The sequence below is a fragment of the Pseudomonas sp. 2822-17 genome (assembly GCF_002742485.1).
In the GTDB taxonomy this organism is placed as follows: Bacteria; Pseudomonadota; Gammaproteobacteria; order Pseudomonadales; family Pseudomonadaceae; genus Aquipseudomonas; species Aquipseudomonas cyclaminis.
The window spans coordinates 682,147-702,078 of the sequence record NZ_LJRZ01000500.1 but is presented as its reverse complement, the minus strand read 5'-3'; the positions used below and the strand labels follow the sequence as shown (position 1 = coordinate 702,078).

Genomic DNA, 19,932 nt, shown 5'->3' with positions numbered 1-19,932 from the left:
TTATTTAGCAGGCTATTTATTGCGTTTGCTCAGCAGTCTCGAAACGGTCCATCACGGCCAGTGGGCGCGAGGCGTTGAGAACCAGGCCATAACTGAGTTTTTCGTAGGTGCGGAACACCAGCAGCGTGCCGGCGCGCTCATCGGGTAGCTTCGTGGGGGCGCCGGTTAGCGGGTCACGGACGGTGGCGCCGGTTTTGATGACGGCCAGCAATTGGCCCTCGACCATCCCGTCGCGCCGGCCCTTGTTCAGGGTGACGGCGTCCAGCACGCCGATCTGGGTCACGCCCCTCGGGATATCGATGATTTTTCCTTCAATGAAAGGCGCTGATTTCTGAGGCTCCAGCGCCGTGGGCAATTGCGCGCGGAGCAGACGGTCCCCAGGACGCACCTCCTGGGTGGCCCGTTGCACGGCGAGAGTGCTGAGGTCCCCCGCCATCACAAAACGAGCAGTACCGATGTCATCGGCATTGATACCCAGCAGTTCCTGGGTCTGGGGGTCGGTATAGACCTTGCCTCGGCGAAAGATCCCATAGCTCGGCTGGGCCGGGTCCAGGTCGCCCCTGGCGTGCACACGCTCGCCCTGGGTGCCCAGCACGCGCCCGGCCTCGGCCGCGACAATGTAAGGCGCTGTGTCCAGATCCCGGGGCGTATCCAGAATGCGGTTGTGCAATAAAAAGCGCTGGATGGCCTGTTGCGTCGGTAGATCCAGACGCGGGCCAGGTTGGGGAACCAGGGCTGCGGCAAACGGAACCCACAGCAGCAAGACGAGTAGCGATTTCCTCATGGGGTGAATCTCCTTTATTATGTGCGTTCGCGTGAAATGCCAGAGCCTTCGCGGCTTTCAAGCCTTTCACACCGGCCGTATGGGTCCATCCCACCGCCGATTTGCCTTTACCTCACATGTGCAGCAATTACGCTTATGGCTATTTTGAACATCCTCGAATTCCCCGACTCGCGCCTGCGCACGATCGCCAAACCGGTGGCCGTAGTGGACGACAAGGTTCGTCAGTTGGTCGATGACATGTTTGAAACAATGTATGAAGCCCCGGGTATCGGCCTTGCCGCCACCCAGGTCAACGTGCATCAGCGCATCGTGGTCATGGACCTGTCGGAAGACCGCAGCGAACCGATGGTGTACATCAACCCAGAGTTCGAACCGCTGACCGAAGAGATGGGCGAATACCAGGAAGGCTGCCTGTCGGTGCCGGAGTTCTACGAGAACGTCGAGCGCCCGCTGCGCGTCAAGATCAAGGCCCTGGACCGCGACGGCAAGCCGTTCGAGCTGATTGCCGAAGGCCTGCTGGCGGTGTGCATCCAACACGAATGCGACCACCTCAACGGCAAGTTGTTTGTCGATTACCTGTCCACGCTCAAGCGTGATCGGATCAAGAAGAAGCTGGAAAAAAAGCATCGCCAGCAAGCTTGATGCCCTCCTTCCAAAGGCTTGCTGCGGCAAGCCTTTTTCTTTTGTGACTGCTTTTAACCGAGACCTCCCATGACCGAGCCACTGCGCATTGTTTTTGCTGGCACCCCCGAATTCGCCGCCGAACACCTCAAGGCGCTGCTTGCCAGCCCTTACGATGTCATTGCGGTGTATACCCAGCCGGATCGCCCGGCCGGTCGCGGGCAAAAACTGATGCCGAGCCCGGTCAAGCAGTTGGCGCTGGAGCACAACATTGCTGTGCTGCAGCCGCCGACCCTGCGCAACGCCGAGGCACAGGCCGAGCTGGCTGCGCTCAAGCCTGACCTGCTGGTGGTGGTGGCTTACGGCTTGATCCTGCCGCAAGTGGTGCTGGATATCCCGCGCCTGGGCTGCATCAACAGTCATGCGTCACTGCTGCCACGCTGGCGCGGTGCGGCGCCAATCCAGCGCGCGGTGCAAGCCGGTGATGCTCAAAGCGGTGTAACCGTGATGCGCATGGAGGCGGGTTTGGACACCGGCCCGATGCTGCTCAAAGTGGTGACGCCGATCACCGCCGCAGACACTGGCGGCAGCCTGCACGACCGCCTGGCCGAAATGGGCCCGCCCGCCGTAATCCAAGCGATCGCTGGCCTCGCTGCCGGCACCCTGGAAGGCGAAGTGCAGGACGACAACCTGGCCACCTACGCCCACAAATTGAACAAAGACGAAGCGCGCATCGACTGGAGCCGTCCGGCCGTGGAGCTGGAGCGCCTGGTGCGTGCCTTCAACCCGTGGCCGGTCTGCCACAGCACCCTCAATGGCGAAGCCTTGAAAGTGTTGGCCGCCACGTTATCCGACGGCAAAGGCACACCCGGTGAAATCATTGGCGCCAGCAAAGACGGCCTGTTGGTCGCCTGTGGCGAGCAGGCCCTGTGCCTGACCCGTCTGCAATTGCCCGGCGGCAAGGCGCTGAATTTCAGCGATTTGTTCAACAGCCGTCGTGAGAAATTTTCCCTGGGCACCGTACTTGGGGTGGCCGCGCAATGAACCCACGTCTGGCCGCCGCCAAGGCTCTCGCCGCCGTACTCAACGGCAAGGCTTCGCTGAACAGTTCACTGCCGACGCAGTTGGATAAGGTCGAGGACCGCGATCGCGGCTTTACCCAGGACCTGGCCTTTGGCACCGCCCGTTGGCAGCCGCGCTTATCGGCGCTGGCGGCCAAGCTGCTGCAAAAGCCATTCAAGGCGGCCGATGCTGACGTCGAAGCGCTGCTGCTGGTGGGGCTTTATCAGTTGCTCTACACCCGCGTGCCGGCCCATGCCGCCATCGGTGAAACCGTCGGTTGCGCCGACAAGCTGAAAAAACCCTGGGCCAAGGCCTTGCTCAATGCCGTACTGCGCCGCGCCCAGCGCGAAAGCGAAGCGCTGCTGGCAGAGCTGGAACATGACCCGGTGGTGCGTACCGCCCACCCGCGCTGGCTGCAAAAATCCCTGAAGGCGTTCTGGCCCGAGCAGTGGGAAGCCATTTGCGCGGCCAACAATGCGCATCCACCGATGATTTTGCGGGTCAACCGTCGTCATCACGCGCGTGACGCCTACCTGCAATTGCTCACAGACGCGGGCATCAACGCCACGCCGTGCGTGTACAGCGTCGATGGCATTGTGCTTGAAGCCGCCACTGACGTGCGCAGCCTGCCGGGTTTTGCCGAGGGTTGGATCAGCGTGCAGGACGAAGCCGCGCAATTGGCAGCCGATTTGCTCGACCTGGCGCCCGGCCAACGCGTGCTCGACGCCTGCTGCGCCCCGGGCGGCAAGACCTGTCACATCCTGGAAGTCGAAAAAGACCTGGCCGGTGTCGTCGCTGTCGACCTGGAAGCCAAGCGCCTGGTGCGCGTACGAGAAAACCTCGCACGCCTGGGCCTGAGTGCCGACCTGATCGCCGCCGACGGCCGCGACACCGCCACCTGGTGGGACGGCAAACCATTCCAGCGCATCCTGCTCGACGCGCCATGCTCGGCCACCGGCGTGATCCGCCGACACCCGGACATCAAGCTCACCCGCCAACCCGACGACATCGTCGCCCTGGCCACCCTGCAAGGTGAGCTGCTGGACGCCATGTGGCCAACCCTGGAAGTCGGCGGCATCCTGCTCTACGCCACCTGCTCCACCTTGCCTACCGAAAACACCGAGGTGATCGAAGCCTTCCTCGCCCGCACCAGCGGCGCCCGGGAGCTGGACCTCGCCACGACGGCTGGCATCAAGCAGCCGCACGGTCGCCAATTGCTCGCGCAAGAAGGCGGACACGACGGCTTCTACTACGCCAAACTGATCAAGATTGCCGCCGCACGCGGCTGAATGGTTTTTGAGGGAGTGACCGGATGAAAATCATCATCCTTGGGGCAGGGCAGGTGGGCGGCACACTGGCGGAACATTTGGCCAGCGAAGCCAATGACATCACCGTGGTGGACACTGACGCTGAGCGCCTGCGCGACTTGGGCGATCGCCTGGACATCCGCACCGTACAAGGTCGTGCGTCGTTTCCTACGGTGCTGCGTCAGGCCGGGGCCGACGATGCCGACATGCTGGTGGCCGTGACCAACAGCGACGAGACCAACATGGTCGCGTGCCAGGTCGCCCACACTCTGTTCCACACCCCGACCAAGATCGCCCGTGTCCGCGAAGCCGCCTACCTGACCCGCGCCGGCCTGTTCGATAACGACGCCATCCCGGTCGACGTGCTGATCAGCCCGGAGCAGGTGGTGACCCACTACATCAAGCGCCTGATCGAAATTCCGGGCGCCCTGCAGGTGATCGACTTCGCGGGCGGCAAAGCGCAGTTGGTCGCAGTGAAGGCCTATTATGGCGGCCCACTGGTCGGCCAGCAGCTGCGCCAGCTGCGCGAACACATGCCCAATGTGGAAACCCGCGTAGCAGCGATTTTCCGGCGTGACCGGCCGATCCTGCCCCAGGGCGATACGGTGATCGAGGCCGACGACGAAGTGTTTTTCATCGCGGCTAAAGCGAATATTCGCGCCGTGATGAGCGAAATGCGCCGGCTTGACGAAAACTATAAACGCATCGTCATCGCCGGCGGCGGGCAGATCGGTGAGCGCCTGGCCGAGGCCATCGAAAGCCGCTATCAAGTGAAGATCATCGAGATGAACTCGGCGCGCTGCCGGCATTTGTCCGACACCCTCGACAGCACGGTCGTCCTGCAAGGCAGCGCCTCGGACCGCGACCTGTTGATGGAAGAAAACATCGCCGACGCCGACATCTTCCTGGCCCTGACCAACGATGACGAAGCCAACATCATGTCCTCGCTGCTGGCCAAGCGGCTGGGGGCCAAGAAGGTGATGACCATCATCAACAACCCGGCTTATGTCGACTTGATCCAGGGCGGCGATATCGACATCGCTATCAGCCCGCAACTGGCGACTATCGGCACCTTGCTGGCCCACGTACGCCGTGGCGATATCGTCAGCGTGCACTCCCTGCGCCGTGGCGCGGCGGAAGCCATCGAAGCGATCGCACACGGCGATGCGAAGTCGAGCAAAGTGATCGGCAAGGCCATCCGCGATATTGGCCTGCCACCGGGCACCACCATTGGCGCGATTATTCGCGATGAAGAAGTGATCATTGCCCACGACGATACAGTGATCGCTACCGGCGACCACGTCATCCTGTTCCTGGTGGATAAAAAACATATCCGCGATGTGGAGAAGTTGTTCCACGTGGGTTTGAGCTTTTTCTGATCAACCGGAGTGACCGACATGCTCGAATCCCTGGAAAAAATGCTCGCCAAGGGTGTGGATAATTCGCTGCTGCGCTTTGGGCTGGGCAAGGGTTATCTGGATCTGAAGGACAATGCCAAGGCGGCCGAGCATTTGCGCAAGTGCGTTGAGTTTGATCCGAAGTATTCAGCGGCGTGGAAGTTGTTGGGTAAGGCGCAACTTGGCTTGAATGATCTGACCGCCGCACGGCTGGCATGGGAAAAGGGCATAGAAGCGGCCCAGGCCCATGGCGACAAACAGGCGGAAAAAGAAATGACGGTGTTCCTGAAGAAACTCGACCGCCAAGCCTAAGCGCAAATCAAATGTGGGAGGGGGCTTGCCCCCGATAGCGGTGTATCAGCCAAATATCAGTAGCTGACAGACTGCAATCGGGGGGCAAGCCCCCTCCCACATTTGGTTTGTGTTGTTCTTTAGATCAGCGGTGAATCAGTACCACCGCGCTTCACCCGGCGGGCGTTTCTTGAAGCGTTTCATGCTCCACATGTACTGGCTCGGGTAGGCGCCGACATAGCGCTCCACCACCTTGCTCATCGCCGCGCAGGACGTGGCCGTGTCGGTGCTGTACATGTCTTCCGGCGCCGCTTCGAGGATTACTTTGTAGCCAGAACCGTCCGGCAGTCGCAGGGCGTGCAGGAACACACCAACAGCCTTGTGGCCCGCGAGCATGTTTGGCACGAACTTGCTGGTCAGCGCCTGGGTGGCAAAGAACGGCACGAAGATCCCTGCCGATTCCGCCGGCTCCGGGTCAGCGGGAATACCCACCTGGCCACCTTTGCGCACTTCCTTGATCACACTGAGAATGCCTTCCTTGGTGGACGCCGCCACGCGGTTGCCCAACTGCACGCGCTGTTTGCGCAGCAACTCATCCACCGCCTTGAGCTTGGGCGGGCGATAGAAAATGATCGGTTTGCACTGGTTGCAATAGAAGTGGTTCAACACCTCCCAGTTACCCAGGTGGCTGGTGATGCCGACCACGCCTTTGCCCGAGGCCAATGCTTCGTGCAGCACTTCGAGGCCTTCGACTTCACGCACCAGGTCGATGGAGCGTTGCGCCGGCCAGATCCAGGCACAGGCGCTTTCGGTCAGGGACTTACCGATGTCCATCAGGCTCTGGCCAACCAGGCGTTCGCGAGCGGCCGGGTCCATGTCCGGGAAACATTTGGAGAGGTTGATCCGCACCGTCTCGCGAGAGCGGTTGGGGGTTTTCCACATGATCCAGCCAATCGCCGTGCCGACGGCCTGGACGGCACGCCAGGGCAGCAGGGCAAACAACCGAAGAGCGCCTACCAGCAAGGCGCCTTTAAACTTTTCCACAGGTCACTCCCATTCGTGTGTGGTGCGCAAAGCACGCATTCTAACCGGCGTTGACCAAGTCCGCGTAACGGTCGCAGTCCTGGGTGTGATCCATGACCATGCCCGAGGCCTGCATGAACGCGTAGCAAATGGTCGGTCCGACAAAGGTGAAGCCGGCCTTTTTCAGGGCTTTGCTCATGGCTTCAGCCTCGGGGGTGATCGCCGGGACTTCGCTGCGATCCTTGAAGTGATTGACCTTGGGCACGCCGCCGACAAACGACCAGAGCAAGCCCACCGGATCTTCCAGCGCCAGCCAGGCCGCGGCGTTGCGGCGAGTGGCGTTGAGCTTGAGGCGGTTGCGCACGATACCAGGGTCGAGCATCAGCGCTTCGATCTCGTCGTCGCTCAAGTGCGCCAGGCGCTGCGCATCAAAACCAAACAAGACCTTTCGGTAATGCTCGCGTTTGCGTAAAACGGTGATCCAGGAAAGGCCCGCCTGGAACCCTTCGAGTAAAAGCAACTCGAACAAGCCCTGCGCATCGCGCAGCGGCGTTCCCCACTCCTGATCGTGATAAGCCATGTACAGCGGATCTTCAGAACACCAAAAGCAGCGTGGCATAAGGCTCCAGGGGATGGTGGCGCGGCCGAATCGGGTATACTCCCGCTCTTTAAATCGCAGCCCAAGTAACAGGTGAATTTCGTGAGCCAGCCTACGCCAGCCGTGCGTACCTTCCAAGACTTGATCCTCGCCCTCCAGCAATACTGGGCCGAGCAAGGTTGTGTGGTACTTCAGCCCTACGATATGGAAGTAGGCGCCGGCACTTTCCACACCGCTACCTTCCTGCGGGCCATTGGCCCGGAAACCTGGAACGCCGCTTATGTGCAGCCCAGTCGTCGCCCGACTGACGGCCGCTACGGCGAAAACCCGAACCGTCTGCAGCACTACTACCAATTCCAGGTGGTATTGAAGCCGAACCCGGACAACTTCCAGGAACTGTACTTGGGCTCGCTCAAGCATGTTGGCCTGGACCCGCTGGTCCACGATATCCGTTTCGTCGAAGACAACTGGGAATCGCCGACGCTGGGCGCCTGGGGCCTGGGCTGGGAAGTCTGGCTCAACGGCATGGAAGTGACGCAATTCACTTACTTCCAGCAAGCGGGCGGCATCGAGTGCTACCCGGTGACCGGCGAGATCACCTACGGCCTGGAACGCTTGGCCATGTACCTGCAGGGCGTGGACTCGGTCTACGACCTGGTATGGGCGGACGGCCCGTTCGGCAAGGTGACCTACGGCGACGTGTTCCACCAGAACGAAGTGGAGCAGTCGACCTACAACTTCGAACACGCCAACGTCGAGAAGCTGTTCGAACTGTTCGACTTCTATGAAAGCGAAGCCAAGCGCCTGATCGAACTCGACCAGCCGCTGCCGTTGCCAAGCTATGAAATGGTCCTGAAGGCATCCCACACCTTCAACCTGCTGGACGCCCGCCGTGCCATTTCGGTAACCGCGCGCCAGCAATACATCCTGCGTGTACGCACCCTGGCGCGTTCCGTCGCCCAAGCCTACCTGTTGGCTCGCGCCAAGCTGGGCTTCCCGATGGCCACCCCGGACCTGCGTGATGAAGTGTTGGCTAAGCTGGAGGCTGCACAATGAGTGCTCAAGATTTCCTGGTTGAACTGGGCACCGAAGAGCTGCCACCCAAGGCCCTCAACACCCTGGCCGACGCATTTTTGGCCGGTATCGAAAAAGGCCTGCAGACTGCCGGCCTGAAGTTTGAAGCCAAGAAAGTCTACGCCGCGCCACGTCGCCTGGCCGTGTTGCTGACCGCGCTGGAAACCCAGCAACCGGACCGCAGCATCAACCTCGACGGCCCGCCGCGCCAGGCAGCTTTCGACGCTGAAGGCAACCCTACCCAGGCCGCCCTTGGTTTTGCCAAGAAGTGTGGCGTGGAGCTGAGCGAGATCGATCAGAGCGGTCCGAAACTGCGTTTCAGCCAGGTCATCACCGGCAAGCCGACTGCCAGCCTGCTGCCGACCATCGTTGAAGACTCCCTGAACGACCTGCCGATCCCCAAGCGCATGCGCTGGGGTGCACGCAAAGAAGAATTCGTCCGCCCAACCCAATGGCTGGTGATGCTGCTCGGTGACCAGGTCATCGACTGCACCATCCTCGCCCAGAAGGCTGGCCGCGATTCCCGTGGTCACCGCTTCCATCATCCTGAAGCCGTACGCATCACCTCGCCGGCGAACTATGCCGCCGACCTGCGTGCCGCTTACGTGCTGGCCGATGCCAATGAGCGTCGCGAGCTGATCAGCAAGCGCACTGAAGAGCTGGCCCGCCTGCAGGAAGGCACCGCCATCGTGCCGCCAAGCCTGCTCGACGAAGTAACCGCGCTGGTTGAATGGCCAGTGCCGCTGGTGTGTTCGTTCGAAGAACGCTTCCTCGACGTGCCGCAAGAAGCCCTGATCACCACCATGCAGGACAACCAGAAGTACTTCTGCCTGCTGGATGTGGACGGCAAGTTGCTGCCGCGCTTCATTACCGTGGCCAACATCGAAAGCAAAGACCCGCAGCAGATCATCGCCGGTAACGAGAAAGTCGTCCGCCCGCGCCTGACCGACGCCGAGTTCTTCTTCAAGCAAGACAAGAAGTCGAAGCTTGAAGACTTCAACCTGCGCCTGCAAAACGTGGTGTTCCAGGAAAAGCTCGGCAGCGTCTACGACAAGGCTGCGCGCGTTTCCAAGCTCGCTGCCTATATCGCACCCCGCATTGGCGGCGATGCGGCCTCGGCCGCCCGCGCCGGTATGCTGTCCAAGTGCGACCTGGCCACCGAGATGGTCGGCGAATTCCCTGAGATGCAAGGCGTTGCCGGCTACTACTACGCCCTCAACGATGGCGAGGCCGAAGACGTTGCCCTGGCACTGAACGAGCAGTACATGCCACGCGGTGCCGGTGCAGAGCTGCCAACCACCCTGACCGGCGCGGCCGTGGCCATCGCCGACAAGCTGGATACCCTGGTGGGTATCTTCGGTATCGGCATGCTGCCTACCGGTAGCAAAGACCCGTATGCCCTGCGCCGTGCAGCCCTGGGTGTGCTGCGTATCCTGATCGACAAGAAGCTCGACCTCGACCTGACCCAAGCCGTGGTGTTCGCGGTCGGCCAGTTCGGTACCAAGGTCAAGCAAGCCGGCCTGGCCGAGCAAGTGCTGGAGTTTGTGTTCGACCGCCTGCGTGCGCGCTACGAAGACGAAGGCGTGGACGTTTCCGTCTACCTGTCGGTACGTGCCCTGCAACCGGGTTCGGCGCTGGACTTCGATCAGCGCGTACAAGCTGTGCAGGCCTTCCGCAAATTGCCGGAAGCCGATGCCCTGGCCGCTGTGAACAAGCGCGTGTCGAACCTGCTGAGCAAGGCCGAAGGCCTGGGCAACGGCGATGTCGACCCTGGCCTGTTTGCCGATGCCAAGGAGTTCTCGCTGAACTCGGCCATCGCCAAGGCAGAAAACGCCGTGAAGCCGCTGATCGCCGAGCGTAACTACGCCGAAGCACTGGCGCGCCTGGCCACCTTGCGTGAGCCGGTGGATGCGTTCTTCGAGGCGGTGATGATCAATGCCGAAGATGCCGGCGTGCGGAAAAACCGCTACGCCATGCTGGCGCGTCTGCGCGGCTTGTTCGTCAACATCGCCGACATTTCGACCCTGAGCTGACCATGGTGAAACTGCTGATTCTCGATCGGGACGGGGTGATCAACTACGACTCCGACGCTTACATCAAGTCAGTGGCGGAGTGGATACCGCTGCCCGGTTCGATCGAGGCCATCGCGCAGTTGAGCAAAGCCGGCTGGACAGTGGCGATTGCCACCAACCAGTCCGGCATTGCCCGTGGCTACTACGACATCGCTACCCTGGACGCCATGCACGCGCGCTTGCGCACGTTAGTGGCGGAGCAGGGCGGTGAGGTGGGGTTGGTGACGTACTGCCCCCACGGGCCGGATGAGGGCTGCGATTGCCGTAAACCCAAGCCTGGCATGTTGAAAACCATTGCAGAACATTACAAGGTGCCGTTAGCTGGGATATGGTTCGTCGGGGACAGCCTCGGTGACCTGGAGGCGGCCAAAGCCGTCGACTCTCAGCCAGTTTTGGTAAAGACCGGGAAAGGCGAAAAGACCCAGGCGAAAAACCTGCCGGTAGGCACTTTGATTTTTGACGATCTGGCGGCCGTTGCCGCAGAACTTATCAACAACTAGCCGCCCTCGACATCCTGGCCAAGGAGTGTTCGGGAGTGCGCTTTTCAACAGGCGGGCCGTGTCCCGCAACGGTAAATGCCGCCATGTCGATCTTGCAGGCCATCAGAACCTTTTTCTTTTACCTGCTGCTGGGCACCAGTTCGCTTCTCTGGTGCACCCTGAGCTTTTTTATTGCGCCCTTCCTGCCGTTCAAGGCGCGCTATCGCTTTATCAACGTCTATTGGTGCCGCTGCGCGTTGTGGCTGACCAAGGTGTTCCTGAACATCCGTTTTGAGATCAAGGGCGCTGAAAACGTCCCGGACCAGCCCTGCGTGATTTTGTCTAACCATCAGAGCACCTGGGAGACGTTCTTCCTCTCCGCGTACTTCTCGCCGTTGAGCCAGGTGCTCAAGCGCGAATTGCTGTACGTACCGTTCTTTGGCTGGGCCATGGCCATGTTGCGCCCGATCGCCATCGACCGTGACAACCCCAAGGCGGCGCTCAAGCACGTGGCCAAGAAGGGCGACGAGCTGCTCAAGGACGGCGTTTGGGTGCTGATCTTCCCGGAAGGTACGCGGGTGCCCTTTGGCACCGTGGGTAAATTCTCCCGAGGTGGTACGGCCCTGGCGGTCAACGCCCATCTGCCGGTGTTGCCGATTGCGCATAACGCCGGCAAGTTCTGGCCGAAGACTGGTTGGGCAAAACGCGAAGGCACCATCACCGTGGTGATTGGCGAACCTATGTACGCAGAAGGCGAAGGCCCACGCGCCATTGCCGCGCTGAATGAACGCGCGCAGGCGTGGAATGAAGCGCAGCAACGGGCCATGGGTTCCCTGCCGCCGGAGCCGGTTGTGGTAGACACTCCGGTGGTATGAGCATCTGTGGATAACCTGTGCACGGATTGTTGGCGAATTGGCTTTTTTGCTTCATAACAAGCTGATTTACTTACATATTTCCAGAGACCTAAAAATCCCTAAAAACGTGCATAAGTTTTTTCCGCATAAAAAAACCGGTCCTTGTGACCGGTTTTTTATGCACAGCGCAAAAGCACGTTTTAGCACTCGTCCAGCAAGGGCAATTGCAGGCTGAATGTGGTGCCTTTGCCCACACTGCTTTCACATTCGATACGTCCTCCATGACGCTCCACGACCGCTTTGACCATGGTCAGCCCGAGTCCCAACCCATCGCTGCCTTGGGCTGAATCAAAGCGTTTGTACTGGCTGAATAACTCCGGTAAATCTTCGGCAGCTATACCCAGGCCCTGGTCACTGATCCGGCATTCCAACCAGCCTTGCGTGCTGCTGTGTCTCAACCGGACGGTGGTGCCGGACGGCGAGTATTTGATCGCGTTCTCCAGCACGTTGAATAACGCACGGGTGAGCAGCGACTGATCGGCTGACACCATCCCCTCATCTGCCTCATCCAGATCGTGGACCAGGTGAATGCCCTTGAGCTGTGCGATCAGCGCCACTTGGTCAAAAGCATCCATAACCAGCATGGCGAACAGCGTTGGCTGGAAGTGGTAACCGTCGGCCTCGGCTTTTGCCAACTGAACAAAAGATTCAGTCAGGCTCAAGGCGCGGCGTACCTGCTGCTCTATCTGCGCAAACACTGGCGACTCGGCGCTGTGTACGTCGAGCAGTGCAAGAATCGCCGAGTGCGGCGCACGAAGATCATGGGACAGGAAACGCAACATGGTTTCTCGGTGCTGCTGGGCCTCACGTTCCTTGCTGAGGTCAGTGAGGCTCAGCAGCCAACCCAGCGCCACATCCCCTTCGGCCGGTAGCAGAGGTGCAAGCTCCATGCGCAGGCTACGTTGGTGGATATCCCGAAACTCAACCAACTCCAATGCCGAAAGGGCAGGGCGCACGCCGTTGTGCAGCGGTGGATAACCCAGATCAACCAGCTGGTCCAACAGGTTTTGGTTGACCAGATCATTACCGAACACGTCGCGGGCAATCCGGTTAGCCAGCAATATATTGCCTTGGGTGTCCGTGATCAGCGTCGCCACCGGCAGGCACTCAAGGCCGTCGGCCATAAAGCGCCGGGTGTCCCGCGTGCGGCTCACCGCTTGCTCCAGGGCAAAGATGCGCCCCTGCAACACATCACCTTTGCTGGCCGGCGCTCGGCGGCGTTCGGGCAAGACTTTGGGTTCGTTATCCAACCGCGCCAACTCCCAGCCAAAGTAGGCCAGGATCACGCTCAGACGCCGCCAGTTCCAGATCAGGTAGCTGAGCAGCAAACCGATCAGGCAGGCCGCAGGCGACCACCAGTAGCCCAAACGCAATAGGGCAAATGAGCCGAGCAAGGCCGTGAACATACACCCCAGCGTCATCCATAGTGCATAGCGTGGGCGATAGAGCAGCAGGCCCAGCAGCAGCGCCACCCAGGACGTTGCCATCACGGCTGACAGCCATTGGGGCAGATCCACGACGCTACGTCCTTGCAGTAGGCCGTTGAGCACGTTGGCCTGGATCTCTACACCCGCTGTAGTGCCCATCATGGGGGAAAGCGGTGTGACAAAACGATCGCCCATGCCCGAACCTGGGGCGCCTACCAAAATAAGGCGGTTACGCAACCGCTCAGGAGCGACTTCGCCGCGTAATACGCTGACATAAGACACACTCGGAAAACGGCTGTCGGGGTCGATATACGGGATGCGAACTGCATGTTCCTGATGCCAGCCCTGGGAGTTCGAATCGCGAGGCTCACCTGGCATCTCTGAGGGTTGGCCACTCATCGTGAACGCTAGCCATGCCAACTGAGGCGCCGTGGCATCGGGTGGGCCCTCGCGCAAATACAGCCTGCGCACCACGCCATCGCTGTCCGCTTCCACGTTGATATGCCCTATGCCTTTGGCACATTTAAGCAGTGGCTGCAGTTCTCCTCTGGGCTGGCTATCGCTGGCAGAATCATCACGCGCCAGGGGCAACAATACGTTGCCGGCGTTGCACACCGCGTCGGCCAAGCGTTTGTCAGTAGCGAGATCGGCAGGATCGCTGAATATCACGTCGAACAGGATGGCGGTGGGTTGTGCAGCACTCAGGCGGTCGATCAGGTCGGCGTGCAAACTACGGGGCCAAGGCCACTGCCCGAGCTTTTTCAAGCTGGCGTCATCGATGGTCACCAATAAGATACGTGGGTCCACCGGCAGCGGCGTCAGACGGCGAAGGCTGTCGTACAGCGGATTGTTCAACGCCAGGCCAGCGCTCGTCGAAAGGTACGCCGTGATCGGCAACAACAGCAAACCGATCCACAACCACTCACGAACCAAACCGTGGAACAGCCGTTGGGCATGGGTGGGTTGACGTTTTTCAGCCTTGCCCCAGAGCATCATTGATCAGCGTGTCCCTGTTGTTGGCATACGAAAGGAAGTGGCATAGAGCCCAGTGAAGCTCATTTTCGCGGCAGTGGAAAAGTTTTCCAGCGTGAGGCTCATAAAGGTAGAAGCATCAAGGTATCTACCATCGGGGCACAGAAGTCTACGACAGCGCACGCGTCGGCTGATCCTTTTCCTTACGGCCTGGAGCCGGTATCTTTCCCACATCGGTACCGAGGACTTTAACTGGGTTGATCACTCATTGAACCCAGCCTACCGAGAGATCCAAGGGGCTAACGAATCTGCGCACAATTCTTCAGATTCGATGGCTGGCATCTGCGCAGTACGTGCCCTCACTACGACTGCCGTACTCTTCAAAATGAAAGGACCCACCCATGCGTGTCGCAATACTGGATGACGAACCCGCTGAATTGCGAAGGGTGGAACAGACACTGCGACAAATCCCCAGCACCGCCGAACAGCCCTGGACCCTGCATTGCTTCGAGCGTGGTGAGGACCTGCTACGTCAGTTGCGGCGGGAAACCTTTGACCTGCTGATACTCGATTGGCAACTGCCCGATATCACCGGCATTGCGTTGCTGCGCTGGACCCGTGAGCACATGGAGTCGCCACCCGCCGTGATCATGCTCACCAGCAGGGATGCTGAAAGCGATATCGTCACCGCGTTGAACAGTGGCGCCGATGACTACGTCAGCAAACCCTTTCGTCCCAACGAACTCAAGGCTCGGGTTACCGCCGTTCTACGTCGCCATGGCCTGCAGAAGTCGGCGACCCAGGAAGTACAAAGTTTCAACGATCTGACCTTCGACGACGCCGAGTTGACCGTCACCCGCGCGGGAAAACCGATCAACCTTACTGAACGCGAATACCGCCTGGCGAGTTGCTTGTTCGCCAACTTAGCGCGACCGTTGTCTCGCGAGTACCTTTATGAGCGGTTCTGGACCCATGAAGAAATGGTGTCCTCACGGCCATTGGATACGCATATCTATCGACTGCGCAACAAGCTCGGCCTTACCGCTGATAGAGGTTGGCAGCTGTTGACGATTTATGGGTATGGGTACCGGTTGGAGAGCGTGGCGACTGCTTCCCATGGTTGAAAAGGGTGATGTTCCACGTGGAGCATTCAAAAAATACTGATTTCCACGTAATAAAAAAGGCCAACGCATAACGTTGGCCTTTTTGTTTTGCGGGTCCCGCCTGGATCAGAAGTCCAGGTTAGACACTGCCAGAGCGTTGCTTTCGATGAAGTCACGGCGAGGCTCGACCGCATCACCCATCAGGGTGTTGAAGATCTGATCCGCACCAATGGCGTCTTCGATGGTCACGCGCAGCATGCGACGCTGGGCAGGGTCCATGGTGGTTTCCCACAGTTGATCCGGGTTCATCTCGCCCAGACCTTTGTATCGCTGGATGGTGTGACGTTTGGTGCTTTCGGCCATCAACCAGTCCAGAGCCTCTTTGAACTCCTTGACTGCTTTCTTACGCTCGCCACGCTGAATGTAAGCGCCGTCGTCCAACAGGGTGCTGAGTTGGGCACCCAAGGTAACCACGGTCTTGTAGTCGTTGCTGCCGAAGAAGTCGCGGTTGAAGGTGACGTAGTTCGACAGGCCGTGGGAGATCAGTTCAACCTCTGGCAGCCACACGTTACGTTCACGGTCTTCACGCAGACTGGCTTTGTACACCAGGCCAGACTTCTCGACGGTGCGCAGACGTACTTCGTACTGGGCCAGCCAATCCTGCATGTGTGCATGATCGCCCAACTGTTCCAGGGTGATGGCCGGAAGGTAAATGAAGTGCTCGGTCAGCTCCTGAGGGTACAGGCGCGACAGGCGCTTGAGGGTCTTCATCACCATGCGGAAGTCGTTAACCAGACGCTCCAATGCTTCGCCGGAAATACCCGGGGCTTCATCGTTCAAGTGCAGGCTCGCATCTTCCAGAGCCGACTGCGTCATGTACTCTTCCATGGCGTCGTCGTCTTTGATGTATTGCTCTTGCTTACCCTTTTTCACTTTGTACAACGGTGGCTGGGCGATGTAGATGTAGCCGCGCTCGATCAACTCCGGCAACTGACGGAAGAAGAAGGTCAGCAGCAGGGTACGGATGTGCGAACCGTCGACGTCAGCATCGGTCATGATGATGATGTTGTGATAGCGCAGCTTGTCGATGTTGTATTCATCGCGGCCGATACCGCAGCCCAGCGCCGTGATCAAGGTGCCGACTTCCTGGGAGGAAATCATCTTGTCAAAGCGGGCCTTTTCAACGTTGAGGATCTTGCCCTTTAACGGAAGAATGGCCTGGGTGCGACGGTTACGACCCTGCTTGGCGGAACCGCCAGCAGAGTCACCTTCCACCAAGTACAGTTCGGAGAGGGCAGGGTCCTTCTCCTGGCAGTCAGCCAGTTTCCCCGGCAGGCCGGCGATATCCAGCGCGCCTTTGCGGCGGGTCATCTCACGAGCCTTACGTGCGGCTTCACGGGCACGCGCGGCATCGATCATCTTACCGACGACCAACTTGGCTTCGTTCGGATTCTCCAGCAGGAAGTCGGAGAAGTACTTACCCATCTCCTGTTCCACAGCTGTCTTCACTTCGGAAGACACCAGCTTGTCTTTAGTCTGGGAGCTGAACTTGGGATCCGGCACTTTTACCGAGATGATCGCGGTCAGGCCTTCGCGTGCATCGTCACCCGTGGTGGCGACTTTATGCTTCTTGGCCAAGCCTTCGGCTTCGATGTAGGTGTTCAGGTTGCGCGTCAGTGCGGAACGGAAACCCACCAGGTGAGTACCGCCGTCGCGCTGTGGAATGTTGTTGGTGAAGCACAACAGGTTCTCGTTGAAGCTGTCGTTCCACTGCAGGGCGATTTCTACGCCGATGCCGTCTTCACGCTGGATGTTGAAGTGGAACACCTGGTTGACCGCAGTCTTGTTGGTGTTCAGGTATTCAACGAATGCCCGCAGACCGCCTTCGTACTTGAACAGCTCTTCCTTTCCGCTGCGCTCGTCTTTGAGGACGATACCCACACCGGAATTGAGGAAGGACAGTTCACGGATACGCTTGGCCAGAATGTCCCAGCTGAAGTGGATATTCTTGAAAGTTTCAGCCGATGGCTTGAAGTGAATCTGCGTGCCGGTCGATTCACTGTCGCCGACGATTTTCATCGGCTCCTGTGGAACGCCGTGGACGTAAGTCTGTTCCCAGATCTTTCCGCTACGGCGGACGGTCAGGATCAACTCTTCGGACAGCGCGTTCACTACCGAAACACCTACACCGTGCAAACCGCCGGATACTTTATAGGAGTTATCGTCGAACTTACCGCCAGCGTGGAGCACGGTCATGATGACCTCTGCCGCCGAAACGCCTTCTTCTTTGTGCACATCTACCGGAATGCCACGACCGTTGTCGCGCACGGTAATGGATTCATCCGGGTGGATGATGATGCTGATGTCGTCGCAGTGACCGGCCAAAGCTTCGTCGATGGAGTTGTCGACCACCTCGAACACCATGTGGTGCAGACCGCTACCGTCATCAGTGTCGCCAATGTACATACCGGGACGTTTGCGTACGGCATCCAAACCTTTCAGCACTTTAATGCTGGTCGAGTCGTACGTGTTTTCTTCGCTCATGCCTTCACTCCCGATGGTCGTGGGTCTGGGTGATACGGCCTTGTTCCACGTGGAACAAAGCGACTGGCGTTTCCGTCTGCCAGCCTTCCCTCAATAATTCATGGTCTACACAAGTGATAAACACCTGGCAGCGTAAGTCTTCCAATAAGCGGCATAGCGCGCGGCGGTGTTGCTCGTCGAGTTCAGACGGCAAGTCATCCACCAGATAAATACACTGGCCGCGTCGGGCTTGGCTAACCAAGTGGCCTTGAGCGATACGCAGCGCACACACCACCAACTTCTGCTGGCCGCGGGACAAGATATCCGCAGCGTTATGAGCGCCTAATCTAAGACGCAAATCTGCCCGTTGGGGTCCGGCCTGGGTATGGCCAATTTGCTGATCCCGCTGCAGGGACGTGGCGAGCACTGCGCTCAGTTCACGCTCTTTGTCCCAACCACGGTAGTAGCTCAGCGTCAGCCCTTCGAGATCCAACAACTCACTCAAAGTCTGCTCAAAGACTGGTTTCAAGGCTTTGATATAGGCGCGGCGGTATTCATCTATTTCGTCGCTGGCCAGGCACAGTTCCCGGTCCCAGGCCGCTTGCGAAGCGGCGTCAAGTGTACCATGCCGCAGCCACGAGTTCCGCTGCCGCAGGGCCTTCTGCAGGCGCTGCCAAGTGGCCATGAAGCGCGGTTCCACGTGGAACACTCCCCAATCGAGGAATTGCCTGCGGATTTTGGGTGCGCCTTCCAACAGCCGAAAGCTGTCAGGGTTGATCAACTGCAATGGCAGGATCTCTGCCAATTGCGCAGCACTGCGCGCATTTTGCCCGTCGATACGAATCTGAAATTCACCGCCACGATCACGTGATATCCCCAGGCTGCTGTATCCGCCCTCCGCCAGTTCAACCTGGCCAAAGACAGTACACGCCAATTGTTCGTACTGGATAACCGGTAACAAGCGCGCACTGCGAAAGGAACGGGCGAGCCCCAGCAAGTGGATAGCTTCCAGCACGCTGGTTTTTCCACTGCCGTTGGCACCGTGGAGGATATTAATGCGGGGGGAGGGGGAGAAGGTCACCGGGTGCAGGTTGCGCACCGCGGTGACTGAAACGCGACTGAGGGACATCTAGCGTCTGCTGAGCATGATTACAGGCGCATCGGCATAACAACATAAGCCGAATCGTCGTTGTCGGATTCCTGCACCAAGGCGCTGCTGTTGGAGTCCGACAGGATCAGGCGCACCTGTTCAGTGGTCATCACGCCAAGTACGTCCAGCAGGTAGCTCACGTTGAAGCCGATTTCCAACGAACCGCCGTTGTAGTCAACGCCTACTTCTTCTTCCGCCTCTTCCTGCTCCGGGTTATTGGCCTGAATTTTCAGCTGACCGTTGGCCAGTTGCAGACGAATACCACGGTATTTTTCGTTGGACAGAATCGCTGTGCGGCTGAACGCTTCACGCAGTGCCTGACGATCGCCGATCACCAACTTGTCACCGCCTTTAGGCAGCACGCGCTCGTAATCCGGGAATTTACCGTCGACCAGCTTGGACGTGAAGGTGAACTCGCCGGTGGTGGCGCGAATGTGGTGCTGACCCAATACGATGCTGACATTGCCATCCGGCTCAGTGAGCAGGCGCGCCAGCTCAAGAATACCTTTACGCGGCACGATCACCTGGTGACGGTCTGGCTGACCGATATCGGCACGCATCGAGCACATCGCCAGACGATGACCATCGGTGGCCACTGCACGGATAATGCCTTCGGATACTTCCAGCAACATACCATTGAGGTAGTAACGCACGTCCTGCTGGGCCATGGCGAAGCTGGTGCGCTCGATCAAACGACGCAGTTTGCTTTGCTCCAGGCTGCACGTCAGCGAGCCGGGGCCTTCTTCCACGGTCGGGAAGTCATTGGCTGGCAAGGTCGACAACGTGAAACGGCTGCGACCGGCCTTGACCACCAGCTTTTGCTCATCAACCTTGATGTCGATCAGCGCGTCGTTCGGCAGGCTTTTGCAGATATCCATCAGCTTGCGCGCGGGCACGGTGATCTCGCCAGGTTCGGCGGGCTCTTCCAGTTGCACGCGGCCAACCAGTTCGACTTCCAGGTCGGTGCCAGTCAGGGACAACTGCTGGCCTTCGACAACCAGCAATACGTTGGAGAGCACCGGCAAGGTCTGTCGGCGCTCGACGACGCCTGCGACCAGTTGCAGGGGTTTCAACAGGGCTTCGCGTTGAATGGTGAAATGCATGGTCTAGTCCCTTGCCTTAATAAGCTGCGCTG

The 19,932-nt window shown here is 59.3% G+C and carries 17 protein-coding genes; 10 read left to right on the top strand and 7 right to left on the bottom strand.

From position 1 onward, the window contains the following. Window positions 1–16: 16 nt before the first annotated feature. On the bottom strand, window positions 17–784 hold the full coding sequence (locus tag AOA60_RS21685) for a peptidoglycan-binding protein (protein ID WP_099586152.1): 768 nt from the start codon (window positions 782–784) through the stop codon (window positions 17–19). A gap of 135 nt (window positions 785–919) precedes the next feature. Between AOA60_RS21685 and def the strand changes: the two genes are divergently transcribed. The 5 genes from def to AOA60_RS21660 all read left to right on the top strand — a co-directional run bounded on the left by def (window position 920) and on the right by AOA60_RS21660 (window position 5,483). Next, the gene (def, locus tag AOA60_RS21680) at window positions 920–1,426 is read left to right on the top strand and encodes a peptide deformylase (RefSeq protein WP_099586151.1); all 507 of its coding nucleotides are present in this window, start codon (window positions 920–922) and stop codon (window positions 1,424–1,426) included. Between the two features lie 69 nt (window positions 1,427–1,495). Beyond that, the gene (fmt, locus tag AOA60_RS21675; RefSeq protein ID WP_099586150.1) at window positions 1,496–2,449 is read left to right on the top strand and encodes a methionyl-tRNA formyltransferase; all 954 of its coding nucleotides are present in this window, start codon (window positions 1,496–1,498) and stop codon (window positions 2,447–2,449) included. Continuing rightward, window positions 2,446–3,756: a 16S rRNA (cytosine(967)-C(5))-methyltransferase RsmB gene (rsmB, locus tag AOA60_RS21670; RefSeq protein ID WP_099586149.1), complete on the top strand. Its 1,311-nt coding sequence runs from the start codon at window positions 2,446–2,448 to the stop codon at window positions 3,754–3,756. The genes fmt and rsmB overlap by 4 nt, the downstream gene beginning before the upstream one ends. Before the next feature lie 23 nt (window positions 3,757–3,779). Continuing rightward, window positions 3,780–5,153 (top strand): Trk system potassium transporter TrkA, encoded by a 1,374-nt coding sequence (gene trkA / locus AOA60_RS21665; protein ID WP_099586148.1) that lies wholly within the window; start codon window positions 3,780–3,782, stop codon window positions 5,151–5,153. Window positions 5,154–5,171: 18 nt separating this feature from the next. Next, window positions 5,172–5,483, top strand: coding sequence for a lipopolysaccharide assembly protein LapB (locus AOA60_RS21660; protein ID WP_099586147.1), 312 nt, complete (start codon window positions 5,172–5,174; stop codon window positions 5,481–5,483). Window positions 5,484–5,618: 135 nt separating this feature from the next. Here AOA60_RS21660 and AOA60_RS21655 read toward each other — a convergent pair whose 3' ends face one another. Beyond that, the gene (locus tag AOA60_RS21655) at window positions 5,619–6,506 is read right to left on the bottom strand and encodes a lysophospholipid acyltransferase (RefSeq protein ID WP_099586146.1); all 888 of its coding nucleotides are present in this window, start codon (window positions 6,504–6,506) and stop codon (window positions 5,619–5,621) included. Between the two features lie 40 nt (window positions 6,507–6,546). Beyond that, complete coding sequence (locus AOA60_RS21650; protein WP_099586145.1) at window positions 6,547–7,104, bottom strand: DNA-3-methyladenine glycosylase I; 558 nt, start codon at window positions 7,102–7,104, stop codon at window positions 6,547–6,549. A gap of 81 nt (window positions 7,105–7,185) precedes the next feature. Between AOA60_RS21650 and glyQ the strand changes: the two genes are divergently transcribed. The 4 genes from glyQ to AOA60_RS21630 all read left to right on the top strand — a co-directional run bounded on the left by glyQ (window position 7,186) and on the right by AOA60_RS21630 (window position 11,583). Beyond that, entirely contained in the window at window positions 7,186–8,139 is a 954-nt protein-coding gene (gene glyQ, locus AOA60_RS21645) for a glycine--tRNA ligase subunit alpha (protein WP_003213601.1), read from the top strand. After that, entirely contained in the window at window positions 8,136–10,190 is a 2,055-nt protein-coding gene (gene glyS / locus AOA60_RS21640) for a glycine--tRNA ligase subunit beta (protein ID WP_099586144.1), read from the top strand. Before glyQ ends, glyS begins: the two co-directional genes overlap by 4 nt. 2 nt (window positions 10,191–10,192) lie before the next feature. Then, complete coding sequence (gene gmhB, locus AOA60_RS21635) at window positions 10,193–10,729, top strand: D-glycero-beta-D-manno-heptose 1,7-bisphosphate 7-phosphatase (protein ID WP_178075384.1); 537 nt, start codon at window positions 10,193–10,195, stop codon at window positions 10,727–10,729. A gap of 83 nt (window positions 10,730–10,812) precedes the next feature. Further along, window positions 10,813–11,583 carry a 1-acyl-sn-glycerol-3-phosphate acyltransferase gene (locus AOA60_RS21630; protein WP_017528685.1) on the top strand — a complete coding sequence of 257 codons (771 nt, stop codon included), beginning with the start codon at window positions 10,813–10,815 and terminating at the stop codon, window positions 11,581–11,583. Window positions 11,584–11,762: 179 nt separating this feature from the next. Here the strand turns inward: AOA60_RS21630 and AOA60_RS21625 are convergent, their stop codons facing one another. After that, a complete protein-coding gene (locus AOA60_RS21625) occupies window positions 11,763–14,045 on the bottom strand; it encodes a CHASE2 domain-containing protein (RefSeq protein ID WP_099586143.1) in 2,283 nt (760 codons plus the stop codon). Between the two features lie 377 nt (window positions 14,046–14,422). On the opposite strand from AOA60_RS21625, the gene AOA60_RS21620 reads away from it, so the two are divergent. Further along, entirely contained in the window at window positions 14,423–15,145 is a 723-nt protein-coding gene (locus tag AOA60_RS21620) for a response regulator transcription factor (RefSeq protein WP_099586142.1), read from the top strand. 105 nt (window positions 15,146–15,250) lie between these two features. On the opposite strand, the gene gyrB is transcribed toward AOA60_RS21620, so the two are convergent. The 3 genes from gyrB to dnaN are packed head-to-tail and all read right to left on the bottom strand — an operon-like array spanning window position 15,251 to window position 19,900. After that, the gene (gene gyrB / locus AOA60_RS21615) at window positions 15,251–17,668 is read right to left on the bottom strand and encodes a DNA topoisomerase (ATP-hydrolyzing) subunit B (protein WP_099586141.1); all 2,418 of its coding nucleotides are present in this window, start codon (window positions 17,666–17,668) and stop codon (window positions 15,251–15,253) included. A gap of 4 nt (window positions 17,669–17,672) precedes the next feature. After that, entirely contained in the window at window positions 17,673–18,776 is a 1,104-nt protein-coding gene (recF, locus tag AOA60_RS21610; RefSeq protein WP_099586140.1) for a DNA replication/repair protein RecF, read from the bottom strand. A gap of 20 nt (window positions 18,777–18,796) precedes the next feature. After that, the gene (gene dnaN, locus AOA60_RS21605) at window positions 18,797–19,900 is read right to left on the bottom strand and encodes a DNA polymerase III subunit beta (RefSeq protein ID WP_005783345.1); all 1,104 of its coding nucleotides are present in this window, start codon (window positions 19,898–19,900) and stop codon (window positions 18,797–18,799) included. Window positions 19,901–19,932: the final 32 nt, after the last annotated feature.